General features: G+C 51.2%; 14 protein-coding genes. 7 read left to right on the top strand and 7 right to left on the bottom strand.

All coding sequences use genetic code 11. The features are described from left to right. Window positions 1-61: 61 nt before the first annotated feature. Window positions 62-736, bottom strand: a complete 675-nt coding sequence (gene yiiM, locus A7098_RS19445) for a 6-hydroxyaminopurine reductase (protein WP_001270282.1) — start codon at window positions 734-736, stop codon at window positions 62-64. A 152-nt stretch (window positions 737-888) separates the two neighbouring features. Between yiiM and A7098_RS19440 the strand changes: the two genes are divergently transcribed. Then, window positions 889-1,779: a dihydrodipicolinate synthase family protein gene (locus A7098_RS19440; protein WP_105281308.1), complete on the top strand. Its 891-nt coding sequence runs from the start codon at window positions 889-891 to the stop codon at window positions 1,777-1,779. A gap of 56 nt (window positions 1,780-1,835) precedes the next feature. Here the strand turns inward: A7098_RS19440 and kdgT are convergent, their stop codons facing one another. Both kdgT and sodA read right to left on the bottom strand, forming a co-directional pair. Continuing rightward, entirely contained in the window at window positions 1,836-2,819 is a 984-nt protein-coding gene (kdgT, locus tag A7098_RS19435; RefSeq protein ID WP_024191187.1) for a 2-keto-3-deoxygluconate transporter, read from the bottom strand. 259 nt (window positions 2,820-3,078) lie between these two features. Next, the gene (gene sodA, locus A7098_RS19430; RefSeq protein WP_010345169.1) at window positions 3,079-3,699 is read right to left on the bottom strand and encodes a superoxide dismutase [Mn]; all 621 of its coding nucleotides are present in this window, start codon (window positions 3,697-3,699) and stop codon (window positions 3,079-3,081) included. A 284-nt stretch (window positions 3,700-3,983) separates the two neighbouring features. Between sodA and rhaT the strand changes: the two genes are divergently transcribed. Then, window positions 3,984-5,018, top strand: coding sequence for an L-rhamnose/proton symporter RhaT (rhaT, locus tag A7098_RS19425; RefSeq protein ID WP_105281307.1), 1,035 nt, complete (start codon window positions 3,984-3,986; stop codon window positions 5,016-5,018). Here the strand turns inward: rhaT and rhaR are convergent. Together rhaR and rhaS are read right to left on the bottom strand one after the other, a co-directional pair. After that, window positions 5,015-5,863: an HTH-type transcriptional activator RhaR gene (rhaR, locus tag A7098_RS19420; RefSeq protein ID WP_085461447.1), complete on the bottom strand. Its 849-nt coding sequence runs from the start codon at window positions 5,861-5,863 to the stop codon at window positions 5,015-5,017. The genes rhaT and rhaR overlap by 4 nt on opposite strands. Before the next feature lie 72 nt (window positions 5,864-5,935). Beyond that, entirely contained in the window at window positions 5,936-6,772 is an 837-nt protein-coding gene (rhaS, locus tag A7098_RS19415) for an HTH-type transcriptional activator RhaS (protein ID WP_105281306.1), read from the bottom strand. Window positions 6,773-7,059: 287 nt separating this feature from the next. Here rhaS and A7098_RS19405 point away from each other — a divergent pair, with 287 nt between their 5' ends. The 5 genes from A7098_RS19405 to rhaM all read left to right on the top strand — a co-directional run bounded on the left by A7098_RS19405 (window position 7,060) and on the right by rhaM (window position 12,459). Further along, the gene (locus tag A7098_RS19405) at window positions 7,060-8,466 is read left to right on the top strand and encodes a rhamnulokinase (protein WP_105281304.1); all 1,407 of its coding nucleotides are present in this window, start codon (window positions 7,060-7,062) and stop codon (window positions 8,464-8,466) included. Continuing rightward, window positions 8,463-9,722 carry an L-rhamnose isomerase gene (rhaA, locus tag A7098_RS19400; protein ID WP_105281303.1) on the top strand — a complete coding sequence of 420 codons (1,260 nt, stop codon included), beginning with the start codon at window positions 8,463-8,465 and terminating at the stop codon, window positions 9,720-9,722. The genes A7098_RS19405 and rhaA overlap by 4 nt, the downstream gene beginning before the upstream one ends. Window positions 9,723-10,103: 381 nt before the next feature. Further along, window positions 10,104-10,928: a rhamnulose-1-phosphate aldolase gene (rhaD, locus tag A7098_RS19395; protein WP_105281302.1), complete on the top strand. Its 825-nt coding sequence runs from the start codon at window positions 10,104-10,106 to the stop codon at window positions 10,926-10,928. 71 nt (window positions 10,929-10,999) lie between these two features. Then, the gene (gene fucO / locus A7098_RS19390) at window positions 11,000-12,148 is read left to right on the top strand and encodes a lactaldehyde reductase (RefSeq protein ID WP_105281301.1); all 1,149 of its coding nucleotides are present in this window, start codon (window positions 11,000-11,002) and stop codon (window positions 12,146-12,148) included. Then, on the top strand, window positions 12,145-12,459 hold the full coding sequence (rhaM, locus tag A7098_RS19385) for an L-rhamnose mutarotase (RefSeq protein WP_105281300.1): 315 nt from the start codon (window positions 12,145-12,147) through the stop codon (window positions 12,457-12,459). Before fucO ends, rhaM begins: the two co-directional genes overlap by 4 nt. 40 nt (window positions 12,460-12,499) lie before the next feature. Here rhaM and A7098_RS19380 read toward each other — a convergent pair whose 3' ends face one another. Together A7098_RS19380 and aldB are read right to left on the bottom strand one after the other, a co-directional pair. Then, window positions 12,500-13,894, bottom strand: coding sequence for a carbohydrate porin (locus A7098_RS19380; protein ID WP_105281299.1), 1,395 nt, complete (start codon window positions 13,892-13,894; stop codon window positions 12,500-12,502). A 768-nt stretch (window positions 13,895-14,662) separates the two neighbouring features. Continuing rightward, window positions 14,663-16,201: an aldehyde dehydrogenase AldB gene (gene aldB, locus A7098_RS19375; RefSeq protein WP_000183978.1), complete on the bottom strand. Its 1,539-nt coding sequence runs from the start codon at window positions 16,199-16,201 to the stop codon at window positions 14,663-14,665. Between the last annotated feature and the right edge of the window lie 107 nt (window positions 16,202-16,308).

The raw sequence follows: 16,308 nt of genomic DNA, 5'->3' as shown, positions 1-16,308 counted from the left end.
CGTTTGAGCAGGATGCCTGATGCGACGCTGATCGCGTCTTATCAGGTCTACTCTTCGGGGGTTATTTCCCCCACAAACGCCGCGAATTATCTTCAATCTTGCCGCTAAGTCGGCGCTTCTGCATCGTCCGCGTCCAGCTTTTCGACAGCCCGGCAGCGGAGAGTAAACGGTGATACTGCTCGTCATCAAACGGCATATGCCATGCGATAGCTATTGCCTCCTGCACGGTGACATCGCTGACGCGAGAAACCAGCTCCAGCGGAGCATCCGCAGATACCAACCCCGGCGCAATCACGCTATACAGCCAGCCAACTTTACCGGCGTTTTGCATCAACTGCGCCATATCGCTGATGTCAAAATGGTAATTGAGTTTGTAACACGGGGAGCGCGGCTGGGTGACCTGAATTAATGCCTCACCCCAGCGGAAAATATCACCAATATAAACATTGCTTTCCGTCAGTCCGTCGGTTGAGAGGTTTTCACCAAACGCAGGCGCAACAAACAAATCTGCCTGTTCAGGAAATTCCCGCGCCCAGTAGAGATAATGCTCGCGAGGATAATGACACAGCGCCCTGTCCGGCCCACCGTGAACTATTTTCTCTGCCTGCTCGTCACCTTCCAGCCCCAGCTCTGTCAACATCAACTCGCCATCGACCTGGATTTTCGCAATCGCGCTGGGTTTGCTTTCGGGATAAGCCTGTATTTTGCCTGTGTATACATCAACCGGATATCGCATCTGTTCCCTCTCCACCGAGAAATTTCCCCATTAGACCATATTTATTTTACGTCAGGCGCGCAAAATGAGAGCACGGTTCACATGACGACGTCTTAGAAATGTTATCAATGAGATGAATTTGAAACGCCATTTCATTATCAGGAGTGTACAACGTGACCGAGCAAACACAGTTTTCTGGCGTCTGGTGTCCTTCCATTACGCCAATGGATAAAGACGGTAATGTGGATCTTAACGGACTGAAGAAGCATCTGCAGCGGCTAACAGAAGCCAATATTGATGTGATATTGCTGATGGGCAGCATTGGTGAATTTGCCTCTTTCACTCTCGAAGAGAGACTCATACTTATCCGCGAAGCGCGTTCCATGAGCACATTAAAAATGGTCGCTAACGTTTCTTCCACCTGCACACACGATGTGCTGATGATGGCGCAAGAGGCGTATCGCACAGGCTATGATGCAGTGATGATCCTCCCGCCTTACTACTACGGCCAGACGGCAAAACAATTATTAAGCTATTTCCGCCATCTGGGTCGCGAATTACAGGGCAAATGGTTCGCATATAACTTCCCGGCAAGAACCGGTTGTGATTTAACCCCTGACCTGGTCGCCACGCTGGCGAGTGAATTTCCTGACTTTGCCGGAATTAAAGATACCGTCGATTGCCAGTCACACACCCGCAGCATGATTCAGGCAACCCAGGCAGTTCGTTCTGATTTTGCAGTGCTTTCGGGCTATGACGAGTATTACATTCCTAATCTGCTGGCAGGCGGCGCGGGAATAATATCCGGCCTGAACAACGTTATGCCGGAGCTGTTTGTCAAAGCCCGTGAAGCCTTCAAACGCGGCGACCTGGCGGCTTTACAAGAGATTCAGCAACAGATTGGCACTTATATGTCCATCTACACCATTGGTGAGGATTTTGTCACTACTATCAAGACGGTGGTATCGCGTAAGTTTGGCTATTGCACTGGCGTATCACGCAATGCGGGTGGTGAGTTAAGCGAAAGTGAATGTCGAACGATTGATGAAGTCTTTGTCAGATAACGCAAAAGGCCGGATGACTACAAATCATCCGGCCTCTTGATTTATATGGATGGAGATTACTTCACCGTACCCAATATTTCGATTTTCGCCGCTCTGGCTTTAACTTTGCGCGACCAGACGGAAGTCAGAATCGGCACCAGAATCGAGGTCACAATCACTGACGTCGCCACCAGCGAAGTTGCCGCAGGCGCCATTGGTTTAAAGGCGGGGATCATTTCAGCAATCAGTACCGGCGTCGCCACCGCAGCACCGGCAGAACTGGAAGCCGCGATTCCGGCTGTACCATCGCCACCGCCAATCAATTTATCGGCAATAATCAACGGAATACCGGTCACGACGATCACCGCCACACCCAGCAAGATCCCCAGCAAACCGGTCTGAGCAATCACGGTTAAATCAATGGTATTGCCCAGCGCAAAGGCAAAGAACGGGATCAGCGTCTGTACGGCTTTGCTGAAAAATTCTCGCAGCTCAGGGTCAAGGTTCCCCAGGGCAAAGCCCACGAGGAACGGTAATACCGCACCGACGAAAACATGCGGTTCAAACGATGCAATCCCGGCAGTCCCCAGAATAATCATCGTCATAAGCGGCCCGGATTCCAGCGACATTAATACAAACGCCCCGGCCTCTTCTTTAGTGCCATACTGCTGCATGATCGAAGCGTAAAGTCCGCCGTTGGTCATATCCATCGCCGCCACCAGCGCCAGCGTTGAAAGTCCGGCAAAGAATCCAACTTCAACACCATGTTCAGGAATAATGCGTGAAGCAATTGCCGCAACCACCCACGCCACGGCAATTTTAGTTACCACCAGCGTACCGGATTTACGCAATACCGTTCCCGTCGCACTTAATTTTATCGATGCCCCCATGCAGAAAAACCACACCGCCAGAATCGGCACCGTGCCGGTAATCATTCCATTTGTGAATGAACCAAAGTATTTTCCCGCCCCTGGCGAGAAAGTGTGACACAGTGCGCCAAGGAACAGCGGGACGAGCATCATCCCTCCTGGGATTTTCTCTATCGTGTGTTTTATCTGCATTTTCATCACCTATCGGCATATTTTTATAGGCTGATGCATAAGTCCTTCACGATGCATCAGTGTTGATGGAAATGAAGATAGACATTCAACAGAGCAATAAAAGTGATCAAAACCACATCAATTGAAACGTTGTTTTATTTTTATAGGATCATTGTTTTTATTTTGAAATTGATCACAAAAAAACCACCGCTATGTGCGATGGTTTGTTTTTTATGCTGAAAAACGGCGTAAACGCCTCATTGCAGTAGGCAATATGCGATTATTTTTTCGCCGCGAAACGTGCCGCAGCTTCGTCCCAGTTCACCACGTTCCAGAACTCTTTGATGTAGTCCGGACGGCGGTTCTGGAATTTCAGGTAGTAAGCGTGTTCCCACACATCCAGACCCAGAACAGGGAAGCCGGAAGCGCCAGAAATGGCTTCGCCCATCAGCGGGGAGTCCTGATTAGCAGTAGAAACCACCGCCAGTTTATCGCCTTTAAGCACCAGCCATGCCCAGCCGGAACCAAAGCGGGAAGCTGCCGCTTTCTCAAATTCTGCTTTGAAGTTATCAACGGAACCGAAATCACGTTCGATAGCCGCTTTCAGGTCGCCCTGCAAAGTCGTGCCTTTTTTCAGGCCTTTCCAGAACAGGCTGTGGTTGGCGTGACCACCAGCGTTGTTACGCAGCACGGTTTTTTTGTCTGCTGGCAGCTGATCCAGTTTGGTGATCAGCTCTTCAACCGGCAGGTTGGCGAATTCTGGCAGGCTTTCCAGCGCCGCATTGGCGTTGTTGACGTAAGTCTGATGGTGCTTGGTGTGGTGGATTTCCATGGTCTGCTTATCGAAGTGCGGTTCCAGGGCATCGTAAGCATACGGCAGGGATGGCAGGGTATAGCTCATATTCATCTCCAGTATTGTCGGGCGGCCGATTGTTAATGCCGCGTAAGCAGTTGGTTCATTATAGTTAATTAAATGATATTGAAAATGATTATCAATGCCGTACTTTTCATAGGGGAATGGTTTTGCAGGGAAATGTCCGAGATGTGAACCAAATCACCCACTTAATGCCGTGATTGCCAGTAAATCGACAACGGCGGCAACAGGCGAAAGGTTAATCGACAGCACGATTTTTACACTCATCTCGTCGGAGATGTGACGCGACGAAAAATGATGAGGATAAGAAGATGAGTAACGCGATTACGATGGGGATATTTTGGCATTTGATCGGCGCGGCCAGTGCAGCCTGTTTTTACGCTCCGTTCAAAAAAGTAAAAAAGTGGTCATGGGAAACCATGTGGTCTGTCGGTGGGATTGTTTCGTGGATTATTCTGCCGTGGGCCATCAGCGCCATGCTACTACCTGATTTCTGGGCATATTACAGCTCGTTCAGTCTCTCTACCCTGCTGCCTGTTTTTCTGTTCGGCGCTATGTGGGGGATTGGTAATATCAACTACGGTCTGACCATGCGTTATCTCGACATGTCGATGGGAATTGGCATCGCCATTGGCATTACGTTGATTGTCGGTACGCTGATGACGCCAATTATCAACGGCAATTTCGATGTGCTGATTAATACCGAAGGCGGACGCATGACGTTGCTCGGCGTACTGGTGGCGTTGATTGGCGTGGGGATTGTGACTCGCGCCGGGCAGTTGAAAGAGCGCAAAATGGGCATTAAAGCCGAAGAGTTCAACCTGAAAAAAGGGCTGGTGCTGGCGGTAATGTGTGGCATTTTCTCTGCCGGGATGTCTTTTGCGATGAACGCCGCAAAACCGATGCATGAAGCGGCTGCCGCGCTGGGTGTTGATCCACTGTATGTCGCTCTGCCAAGCTATGTTGTCATCATGGGTGGCGGTGCGATCATCAACCTCGGTTTCTGTTTTATTCGTCTGGCAAAAGTGAAAGATTTGTCGCTAAAAGCCGACTTCTCGCTGGCAAAACCGCTGATCATCCACAACGTATTGCTCTCGGCACTGGGGGGTTTGATGTGGTATCTGCAATTCTTTTTCTATGCCTGGGGACACGCCCGCATTCCGGCGCAGTATGACTACATCAGTTGGATGCTGCATATGAGTTTCTATGTATTGTGCGGCGGTATCGTCGGGCTGGTGCTGAAAGAGTGGAACAATGCGGGACGCCGTCCGGTTACCGTATTGAGCCTCGGTTGTGTGGTGATTATTGTCGCCGCCAACATCGTCGGCATGGGCATGGCAAGTTAATCTTTCTGGGAATTGCGATGACGCCACTGGCTGGGCGTCATCCCAGTTTCCCGGGTAAACACCACCGAAAAGTAGTTGCTATCTTCAAAGCCACATTCTGTCGAAATATCACTGATTAACAGGCGGCTATGCTGGAGAAGATATTGCGCATGGCACACTCTGACCTGCCGCAGATATTGATTGATGGTCATCCCGGTCTGCTGGCGAAATTGCTGGCGCAAGACGCGTTCACTGCACGCCGCCTCATCACAAAATTTATCCAGCACAAAAGGACTTTTCAGGCTGGCCGCCAGTCGGGTAATCAGCTTATCCAGCAACGTTTCGCTGGATGTTGGCGGTAACGAATCACTGGTGTAGCGATGACGTTTCAAAAGCATCACCAACTGCCCGAACAGTAACTCCGCCATTTCGTTGGCAAACGGCGCGGGCTGATTGCTTTCGTGCTCAAGCTGCCCGATAACCTGCCGCACCAGCGCCATGCCCGCACTGCCTAAACGCCAGTGTGGTTGTCCTGCGCTGGCGTTAAACCCTGGAATCGCTCCCTGCCAGTCGAGATTAAGCGTCAGCCGCTCCGGGCAATAAATAATGTTCTGCAACACCAGATCGTTAACGGAAGCGTAGGAGTGTTTATCGTCTGCGTGGATATAAAAGAGATCGCCACGAGTAATACGATGAGGACGATCGTTGAGCACGTGCAAACCGTTACCGCGCCAGACGATCACCAGTTCACAAAAATCATGTGTATGCTCGGCAAAGACATCCTGCGGATAACGATCAGCCACAGCGACCGCCTGCTGTTCGCTGGCAAAAAAATCTTTTTTACGAAGGACAAACTGATGAGCCACCGTGCCACCTCAGCCAGAAGACGTGTTTGATTATTCATAAACTGGCGTGGAAATACGTTGAGAAGATTCGCGTTATTGCAGAAAGCCATCCCGTCCCTGACGAATATCACGCGGTGACCAGTTAAACTCTCGGCGAAAAAGCGTCGAAAAGTGGTTACTGTCGCTGAATCCGCAGCGATAGGCGATGTCAGTAACGCTGGCCTCGCTGTGGCGTAACAGATGACGCGCTTTCACCAACCGTAAACGGTTAAGGTAACGCTGGGGCGTCAAACCAGTTTGCTGTTTTAACTGACGATGCAATGTACGTAGTGACAAAGAAAATTGATCCGCCATCATTTCCCAATTCACCTCGTCGGCAAAATGCTCTTCCAGCCAGGCCAACAACAAGTTCAGACGCGATTCGCGACTTTCCATGCCCTCCTGCAAACTGTTTTTACGCAGCAAGAGCAGTAATTGCATAAACAAAATCTCACCGCTGGCTTTCGAGGGTAAATCATTCGTTCTTTCCTGCTGTTCCAGTTGCGAAACCAGTTGCCGTACCTGCTGCAATATGCTGTGGCTCACGCGCCAATGGGACGGATATTGCCCGTCTTGTTCTTGCGGCAGAAGCTGATGCAGCCCGGCGAGAAACTGAAATCTATCCGGTGAGCGATACAGCACATTGGTCAAATACAGATTGTCCGTATGTTCGTATAAATGCCGATCATGATCGCGCACGAAACAGATTGTTCCACCGGAGATGGTATAAGGCTGCCCATTGAAAATGTGGATACCCGTGCCGTGTTCGACAATCACAATCTCATGGAAATCATGGTGATGTTCAGGAAAGTCCACCTGTGGAAGCCGGGGTTCTATTGCCACAGACACGTTACCAGACGGAAAAAAATCCACGCAATGTAATACGTCCATATAAACCTCCTGATGCCGTCAACATGGCGGAATAGTAATCAAGCGATTTGGTTCTTACCTTAAATTTTCGACAGCAAAAAACGTAAAAAATGTCTATTTTTCAAGATAAAGCGTGATTTTTCAGAAAATGCGGCAAACATCACACCACCACAATTCTGAAAATTGTGAACGCTATCACGTTCATCTTTCCCTGGTTGCCAGTGGTGTATTTTCCTGTCAGTAACGAGAAGGTAGCGAAGTCGGGCGCTTCTTAGACTGGGCGTAATGAAACCTAGAAGGATCTCATTATGACCTTTCGCTACTGCGTCGCTGTTGATCTCGGCGCATCCAGTGGGCGCGTAATGCTGGCGCGTTACCACCGTGAATGTCGCAGCCTGACGCTGCGTGAAATCCATCGTTTTACCAATGGGCTGTATTACCAGAGCGGTTATGCCACCTGGGATGTCGATAGTCTGGAAAACGCCATTCGCTTTGGGTTAAACAAGGTGTGCGAGGAAGGGATTCGTATCGATAGCATCGGTATTGATACCTGGGGCGTGGACTATGTGCTGCTGGATCAACACGGTCAGCGCGTCGGTTTACCGATTGCCTATCGTGATAGCCGCACTCACGGGCTGATGACATTGGCACAGCAGCAACTCGGCAAACGCGATATTTATCAGCGTAGCGGCATCCAGTTTCTGCCCTTCAATACGATCTATCAGTTGCGTGCGCTGACGGCGCAACAACCTGAACTTATTCCACAAATCGCTCACGCTCTGCTGATGCCGGATTACTTCAGTTATCGCCTGACCGGCAAGATGAACTGGGAGTACACCAACGCCACAACCACGCAACTGGTCAATATCAATAGCGACGACTGGGACGAGTCCCTGCTGGCGTGGAGCGGAGCCAACAAAGCCTGGTTTGGTCGCCCGACGCATCCGGGCAATGTCATTGGTCACTGGATTTGCGCCTCGCCATTAAACGGTTCACGCGCCGCTTATCTCTCTTCTGGCACCTGGTCATTGATGGGCTTCGAAAGCCAGACGCCATTCACCGATGATGCGGCGCTCGCAGCCAACATCACCAATGAAGGCGGTGCGGAAGGTCGCTATCGGGTACTGAAAAATATCATGGGTTTATGGCTGCTTCAGCGGGTGCTTCAGGAGCGGAAAATCAACGATCTCCCAACGCTTATCGCCGCGACACAGGCACTCCCGGCCTGTCGCTTCATCATCAATCCCAATGACGATCGCTTTATTAATCCTGACGAGATGTGCAGCGAAATTCAGGCAGCGTGTCGGGAAACGGCGCAACCGATCCCAGAAAGTGATGCTGAACTGGCGCGCTGTATTTTCGACAGTCTGGCGCTGCTGTATGCCGACGTACTGCACGAACTGGCGCAGCTACGCGGTGAAGACTTCTCTCAACTGCATATTGTCGGCGGCGGCAGCCAGAACACACTGCTCAACCAGTTGTGTGCCGATGCCTGCGGTATTCGGGTGATCGCCGGGCCAGTTGAAGCCTCGACGCTCGGCAATATCGGCATCCAGTTAATGACGCTGGATGAACTCAACAATGTGGATGATTTCCGTCAGGTCGTGAGCGCCACCGCGAATCTGACCACCTTTACCCCTAATCCTGACAGTGAAATTGCCCACTATGTGGCGCGGATTCACTCTACACGACAGACAAAGGAGCTTTGCGCATGACCACTCAACTGGAACAGGCCTGGGAACTGGCGAAACAGCGTTTCGCGGCGGTAGGGATTGATGTCGAGGAGGCGCTGCGCCAACTTGATCGCTTACCCGTTTCAATGCACTGCTGGCAGGGCGATGATGTTTCTGGTTTTGAAAACCAGGAAGGTTCGCTGACTGGTGGGATTCAGGCCACAGGTAATTATCCGGGTAAAGCGCGTAATGCCAGCGAGCTACGAGCCGATCTGGAACAGGCTATGCGGCTGATTCCGGGGCCGAAACGGCTTAATTTACATGCTATCTATCTGGAATCAGACACGCCAGTCTCGCGCGATAAAATCAAACCAGAGCACTTCAAAAACTGGGTTGAATGGGCGAAAGCCAATCACCTCGGTCTGGACTTTAACCCCTCCTGTTTTTCGCATCCGCTAAGTGCCGATGGCTTTACGCTCTCGCATCCCGACGACCGCATTCGCCAGTTCTGGATTGACCACTGCAAAGCAAGCCGTCGCGTTTCGGCCTATTTTGGCGAGCAACTTGGCACACCATCGGTGATGAACATCTGGATCCCGGATGGCATGAAAGATATCACCGTTGACCGTCTCGCCCCGCGCCAGCGTTTGCTGGCAGCACTGGATGAAGTGATCAGCGAAAAGCTGAACCCTGCGCACCATATCGACGCCGTTGAGAGCAAATTGTTTGGTATTGGCGCGGAGAGCTACACGGTTGGCTCCAATGAGTTTTACATGGGGTATGCCACCAGCCGCCAGACGGCGCTGTGCCTGGACGCCGGGCACTTCCACCCGACAGAAGTTATTTCCGACAAGATTTCCGCCGCCATGCTGTATGTGCCGCAGTTGCTGCTGCACGTCAGCCGACCGGTTCGCTGGGACAGCGATCACGTGGTGCTGCTGGATGATGAAACCCAGGCGATTGCCAGTGAGATTGTTCGTCACGATCTGTTTGACCGGGTACACATTGGTCTCGACTTCTTTGATGCCTCCATCAACCGCATTGCCGCGTGGGTTATTGGCACGCGCAATATGAAAAAAGCCCTGCTGCGTGCGTTGTTAGAACCGACAGCCGAACTACGCAAGCTGGAAGCAGCGGGCGATTACACCGCGCGACTGGCGCTGCTGGAAGAACAGAAATCGTTGCCGTGGCAGGCGGTGTGGGAAATGTATTGCCAGCGTCACGATACGCCAGCGGGTAGCGAATGGCTGGAAAGCGTGCGGGCTTATGAGAACGCAATTTTGCGTCAGCGCGGGTAAACACCGCCGGATGCGGCGCGAGCGCCTTATCCGGCCTACGGGTCGAATGACCGTGCGGGCTGTCACCCTCACCCCGACCCTCTCCCTGAAAGGGCGAGGGAGAAAACCGCAGCACCCTCCGGCAACGGAGTTAAACACTGCACCGTCCCCTCTCCCTGAAAGGGCGAGGGAGAAAACCACAGCACCCTCCGGCAACGGAGTTAAACACTGCACCGTCCCCTCTCCCTGAAAAGGCGAGGGAGAAAACCGCAGCACCCTCCGGCAACGGAGCTAAACACTGCGCCGGACAGTCCCCTCGCCCCTTTGGGGAGAGGGTTAGGGTGAGGGGAACAAGCCGCACCATGTATCAACAAGGCAACCGAATTTACAGGAACACAGAACATGCAAAACATTACCCAGTCCTGGTTTGTCCAGGGAATGATCAAAGCCACCACCGACGCCTGGCTGAAAGGCTGGGACGAACGCAACGGCGGCAACCTGACGCTGCGCCTGGATGACGCCGATATCGCGCCATATCACGACAATTTTCACCCACAACCGCGATATATTCCGCTCAGTCAGCCAATGCCTTTACTGGCAAATACACCGTTTATCGTCACCGGCTCCGGCAAATTCTTTCGTAACGTCCAGCTCGATCCAGCCGCCAATTTAGGCGTCGTAAAAATCGACAGCGACGGCGCGGGCTACCATATTATCTGGGGGCTAACCAACGAAGCCGTCCCAACCTCTGAACTTCCGGCGCACTTCCTCTCCCATTACGAACGCATTAAAGCCACCAACGGTAAAGATCGGGTGATCATGCACTGCCATGCCACCAACCTGATTGCCCTCACCTATGTACTGGAAAACGACACGGCGGTCTTCACTCGCCAACTGTGGGAAGGCAGCACCGAGTGCCTGGTGGTATTCCCGAATGGCGTTGGCATTTTGCCGTGGATGGTGCCCGGCACGGACGAAATTGGCCATGCCACCGCGCAGGAAATGCAAAAACACTCACTGGTTCTCTGGCCTTTCCATGGCGTCTTCGGCAGCGGTCCGACGCTGGACGAAGCGTTTGGCCTGATCGATACCGCAGAAAAATCGGCGGAAGTGTTGGTGAAAGTGTATTCGATGGGCGGTATGAAACAGACTATCAGCCGTGAAGAGTTGATAGCCCTCGGCAAGCGTTTCGGCGTCACCCCGCTGGCAAGCGCACTGGCGCTTTAACACCCCGTTTCGCATCTGGCGGCGCGGGTTATGCCGCCGGACAGAAGGATTTGATCTTAAGGAGAATAATCATGAGTTTTATGTTGGCATTACCGAAAATCAGCCTGCATGGCGCTGGGGCAATTGGCGATATGGTAAACCTGGTTGCGAATAAGCAATGGGGAAAAGCACTGATCGTTACCGATGGGCAACTGGTTAAATTGGGATTGCTGGACAGTCTGTTCACCGCGCTGGATCAACACCAAATGTCTTACCACCTATTCGATGAGGTCTTTCCAAACCCCACCGAAGAACTGGTGCAAAAAGGCTACGCTGCATTTCAGGACGCCGCATGTGACTACATTATTGCTTTCGGTGGCGGTAGCCCGATTGATACCGCAAAAGCCGTAAAAATCCTTACCACTAATCCCGCACCTTCTACGGCGTACTCTGGTGTTGGTAAAGTGACAAACCCCGGCGTACCGCTGGTGGCGATCAATACGACTGCCGGAACCGCCGCTGAGATGACCAGCAATGCGGTGATCATCGACACTGCGCGGCAAGTGAAAGAAGTCATCATCGATCCGAATATTATTCCAGATATTGCGGTGGATGATGCCAGTGTAATGCTGGAGATCCCTGCCTCCGTTACCGCTGCCACCGGTATGGATGCACTGACTCACGCAGTTGAAGCCTATGTTTCTGTTGGTGCACATCCATTAACCGACGCCAACGCGCTGGAAGCTATCCGCCTGATTTCTCTGTGGCTGCCGAAAGCGGTAGAAGATGGTCATAATCTGGAAGCCCGTGAACAAATGGCATTCGGGCAATATCTGGCGGGAATGGCTTTTAACAGCGCGGGACTGGGGCTGGTTCACGCACTGGCGCATCAGCCCGGAGCTACCCACAACCTGCCACACGGGGTGTGTAATGCCATCTTGTTGCCAGTAATCGAAAACTTTAACCGCCCGAATGCCATCGCACGCTTTGCCCGTATCGCCCAGGCGATGGGTGTCGATACGCGCGGGATGAGTGATGAAGCGGCAAGTCTGGAAGCAATTAATGCCATTCGAGTCTTGAGCCATCGCGTGGGCATACCTGCGGGATTTAGTCAGCTTGGCATCAGCAAAGAGGATATCGAAGGCTGGTTAGATAAAGCCCTGGCCGACCCATGCGCACCATGTAATCCGCGTACCGCCAGCCGCGACGACGTGCGTGAGCTTTATCTGGAGGCGTTATGATCCGCAAAGCGTTTGTTATGCAAGTCAACCCGGACGCTCACGAAGAGTATCAGCGTCGGCATAACCCGATCTGGCCGGAACTGGAAGCGGTGTTGAAGTCACACGGCGCGCACCATTACGCCATCTACCTCGACGAAGCACGTAATTTACTTTTTGCCACGGTAGAAATTGAATCTGAAGAACGCTGGAATGCGGTTGCCAATACGGATGTTTGCCAACGATGGTGGAAACATATGACCGAGGTGATGCCCGCTAATCCGGATAACAGCCCGGTCAGCAGCAAGCTGCAAGAAGTCTTTTATCTGCCTTAATGAGTTGCGGTGCCGGAAAATATCCAGCACCGCGCCTTCATCAGAAGAAGTATTTAAAGCGAACGCGTGCGCCGTAACGGTCATCAGTATTGTCGCCGTGTTTCTTATCGCCGTCGCTATCCAGAATGGAGTAATAAGTACCAAGGTAAATATTAAAGTTCTCCATATCCATCACGTTAGCGAACTGATAAGACGCATGAATGGTGTGAATGGTGTACGTCCCTTCATCATCAATCCAGCAGTCGTTATCACAAACTACGCCACTAAATTCATCAATCTTATTGTGCGCGTAGATATAACCCAGCTCGAAACGTTTCCACAGCGCGTTGATCCCGGCAGTGAAATCTTTCTCATTATTGGCATCTAAATAGGCGGTATTAAGATTAACCACGATACCATTTTCCGGATCGGTTTTCAGGCCGTTCCAGGTCATGCTCATGCCATAGCCGGTACGATCGGACTGGTCGACAAAATTACCCTTACTATCGGTATAACCGTAAGCATTATTCACCACGTTCGCTTCCATCGCTGCGGAAACAGTTAATTCATCCGTCGGCGACCAGGCAATTACCGGGCGCAGGTAAGCGACATTTTTCTGCTGCTCCATATCGCGGCCATGATAATTGCCATCGTTATATAAAGATGTTCCGTCTTCCAGTAACGTGTTTAATTCAAAATACCAGTTATCGAGTTGTTTGCTGACAAGGAAATTACCGCCAGCGTTAGAACGCCCGCGCCCCTCTTTCATCATATAGATATAACCGCTGCCATCGTCATAAAGATCGTTCGCAGTATTACCTGAATGCTCAACAAAGGTATCCTGATTTAGCGGGAACATATCGTAGGCTTCAAAGCGCCCTACTTTGACTCTCCAGTCATTTTCTTTGCCAAAGAAGAATACGGCGTCATCGATATTCACTGAACCGTGCATATCCCCCAGCGGCTGTGCGGAGAATCCGGCAAAATAACCGTTATCCAGCTTTCGCATACCGTCAAAGCCTAACAGAATACGGCCATTGAGATTCCACTGTTCATTGGTAGGATCGCTATTCATATCGGCGTTGGTCATTGCCAGCAGGCCATGATTGCTTTCCGCGTCCATATTAAATTCTACGTCGCCGTAGATTTTCAAATCGCCATAACCTGAAAGCAAAAGATTAGGAGATGACGCGTTTTTCTTTGCAGATTCCGCAGCAGCCTGACCATTTACTGGCGTATTACCCTGCGCGGCTTTAATTTCGCGAATTTCGGCTGCCTGTTGTGTCTGAAGCTGTTTTACCTGGCTTTCAGCTTTTGTTGCCCGCATTTCCGCCGCTTCCAGCCGCTCCTCCAGCAATGCCATGCGTTGTTCCAGCGTTAAATGCTGTGTTTTTGCCATACCGGTACTACATGCCAATAATAAACCGATGGCTAAAGATAACGTCGATTTTTTCATTATTTACGTTCCCTGAAATAAAGGATGCCCTACGCTTTCCAAAAGGCGTGCGTATATCGAAAAATATAAAAAATTGTTTTAATAGGATGTGCACTTTCGATTTTAATGCAACATCAGCAAGCCAGCGAATAGTATCCCGCCACAAAAGACGAGTAAATCTACTGATTTCCTGGGACGTGAGGAATATAACAATAGTGTCGTTTTTAACTAAATATCATAAAAAATATTAGATATGATTTCTGCTAATTCATAAACAATAAAAATAAATAGCGTTATACAGAAACACTTTAGATATTTAAACATTCATCAAATCATTAAAAAATGGTTTTTTATTTGCGGCATTTATTTTACCCACCAATATGTGTCCTGCTCCGCAAAATGTGCCTTTCTCTCTTCCTTACATTGTCACAGCTTCACGGTATATCGCCGCTTATCACTCTCATTACAATCAACGAAAATAAGTTTAAAGGGGGCTAATATGAATATTCGTAAGAAGAATCACGGTGTGCAGTAATTTGTAGAAAAGGTGCTCTTAATTTAGTTCAGTGAATGCTCAGCCCCAGGAGACGTAAACATTTGAACCGATAAGACACGCAAGCGTCGCAGATAGTGATAACGTGCGCTTTGCTTATGCCGGATGCGGCGTGAACACCTTATCCGGTCTACAAAATCATGCAAATTCAATATATTGCATGAGCCATGTAGGCATGATAAGACGCGTAAGCGTCGCATCAGGCAATGAATGCCCGATGCGACCAGCTTCTTATATCAGAACAGCCCCAACGGTTTATCCGAGTAGCTCACCAGCAGGCACTTGGTTTGCTGGTAATGCTCAAGCATCATCTTGTGGGTTTCGCGTCCGATGCCCGACTGTTTGTAGCCACCAAACGCCGCATGTGCCGGGTAAGCGTGATAACAGTTGGTCCACACGCGCCCTGCCTGAATGCCACGCCCCATCTTATAGGCCAGATTACCGTTACGACTCCAGACACCAGCGCCCAGGCCATATTGCGTGTCATTCGCCAGCTCCAGCGCCTCTTCCATCGTTTTGAAGGTGGTCACCGCCAGCACCGGGCCAAATATCTCTTCCTGGAACACACGCATATTGTTCTGACCAAACAGAATCGTCGGTTCGAGGTAGTAGCCGTCTTTCAGTTCCCCTTCCAGCAGCTTACGCCGCCCGCCGGTAAGCACATCTGCCCCCTCTTTTTTACCGATATCAATGTAATTGAGGATGGTTTCCAGTTGCCCGTGAGAAACCTGTGCGCCCATTTGCGTCACGCTGTCGAGCGGGTTACCGCTACGAATGCTTTCAACACGACGGATGGCGCGTTCCATAAAGCGTTCGTAGATAGACTCCTGCACTAAAGCACGGCTCGGACAGGTACAGACTTCGCCCTGGTTGAAGGCGAACAGTGCAAACCCCTCCAGCGCCTTATCGAAGAAAGCATCTTCTTCATCCATCACATCGGCAAAGAAGATATTTGGCGACTTACCGCCCAACTCCAGCGTCACCGGAATAATGTTCTGCGTGGCGTACTGCATAATCTGCTGACCGACTTCCGTTGAGCCGGTAAACGCCACTTTGGCGATACGTTTTGAGGTCGCCAGATATTCACCGATTTCGCCGCCCGCACCGTTGACCACGTTCACCACGCCTGGCGGCAGTAAATCACCGACGATCTCCATCAAAAGCAACACTGAAAGCGGGGTAAGTCGTGCGGGTTTTAGCACCACGCAGTTGCCCGCCGCCAGCGCGGGAGCCATTTTCCAGCTCGCCATCAGCAACGGGAAGTTCCACGGGATAATCTGCCCTACCACGCCCAACGGTTCGTGGAAGTGATAAGCCACAGTTTCGCTATCGACTTCACTGATCCCACCTTCCTGCGCCCGAATACACGAGGCGAAATAGCGGAAATGGTCAATCGCCAGCGGCACATCGGCAGCACTGGTTTCGCGGATGGGCTTGCCGTTATCCCAGGTTTCTGCCGTCGCTAACAGTTCGAGGTTTTGTTCCATTCGATCCGCAATCTTAAACAGAATCGCCGCGCGATCCTGCACCGAGGTATGCGCCCATTTGTCTTTCACTTTATGCGCGGCATCCAGCGCCAGATCGATGTCGCGTTTGCCCGAAGACGCCACTTCGCACAGTAGCTGCCCGGTCACCGGCGTCAGGTTCTGGTAATACTCGCCGTCGGCGGGTGCTACCCATTCGCCGCCGATAAAGTTGTCATAGCGGGCTTTTAACTTGAGGGGGAAACCATACTCGCCGGGCTTAATCTGTGCTGAAGGGGGATTGTTGGTCATGGTAGTCTCCTTGCGGTGTGAGGTATAACAAGGGTAGACGTGACTGGCGAAATCTTCGCCAGCCGGTAACAGCTTTACGACGGCAATCACGAATTTACGGGCAAGGA

Source organism: Escherichia sp. MOD1-EC7011 (genome assembly GCF_002965005.1).
In the GTDB taxonomy this organism is placed as follows: Bacteria; Pseudomonadota; Gammaproteobacteria; order Enterobacterales; family Enterobacteriaceae; genus Escherichia; species Escherichia ruysiae.
This window is presented reverse-complemented; position numbering and strand designations above follow the sequence as displayed.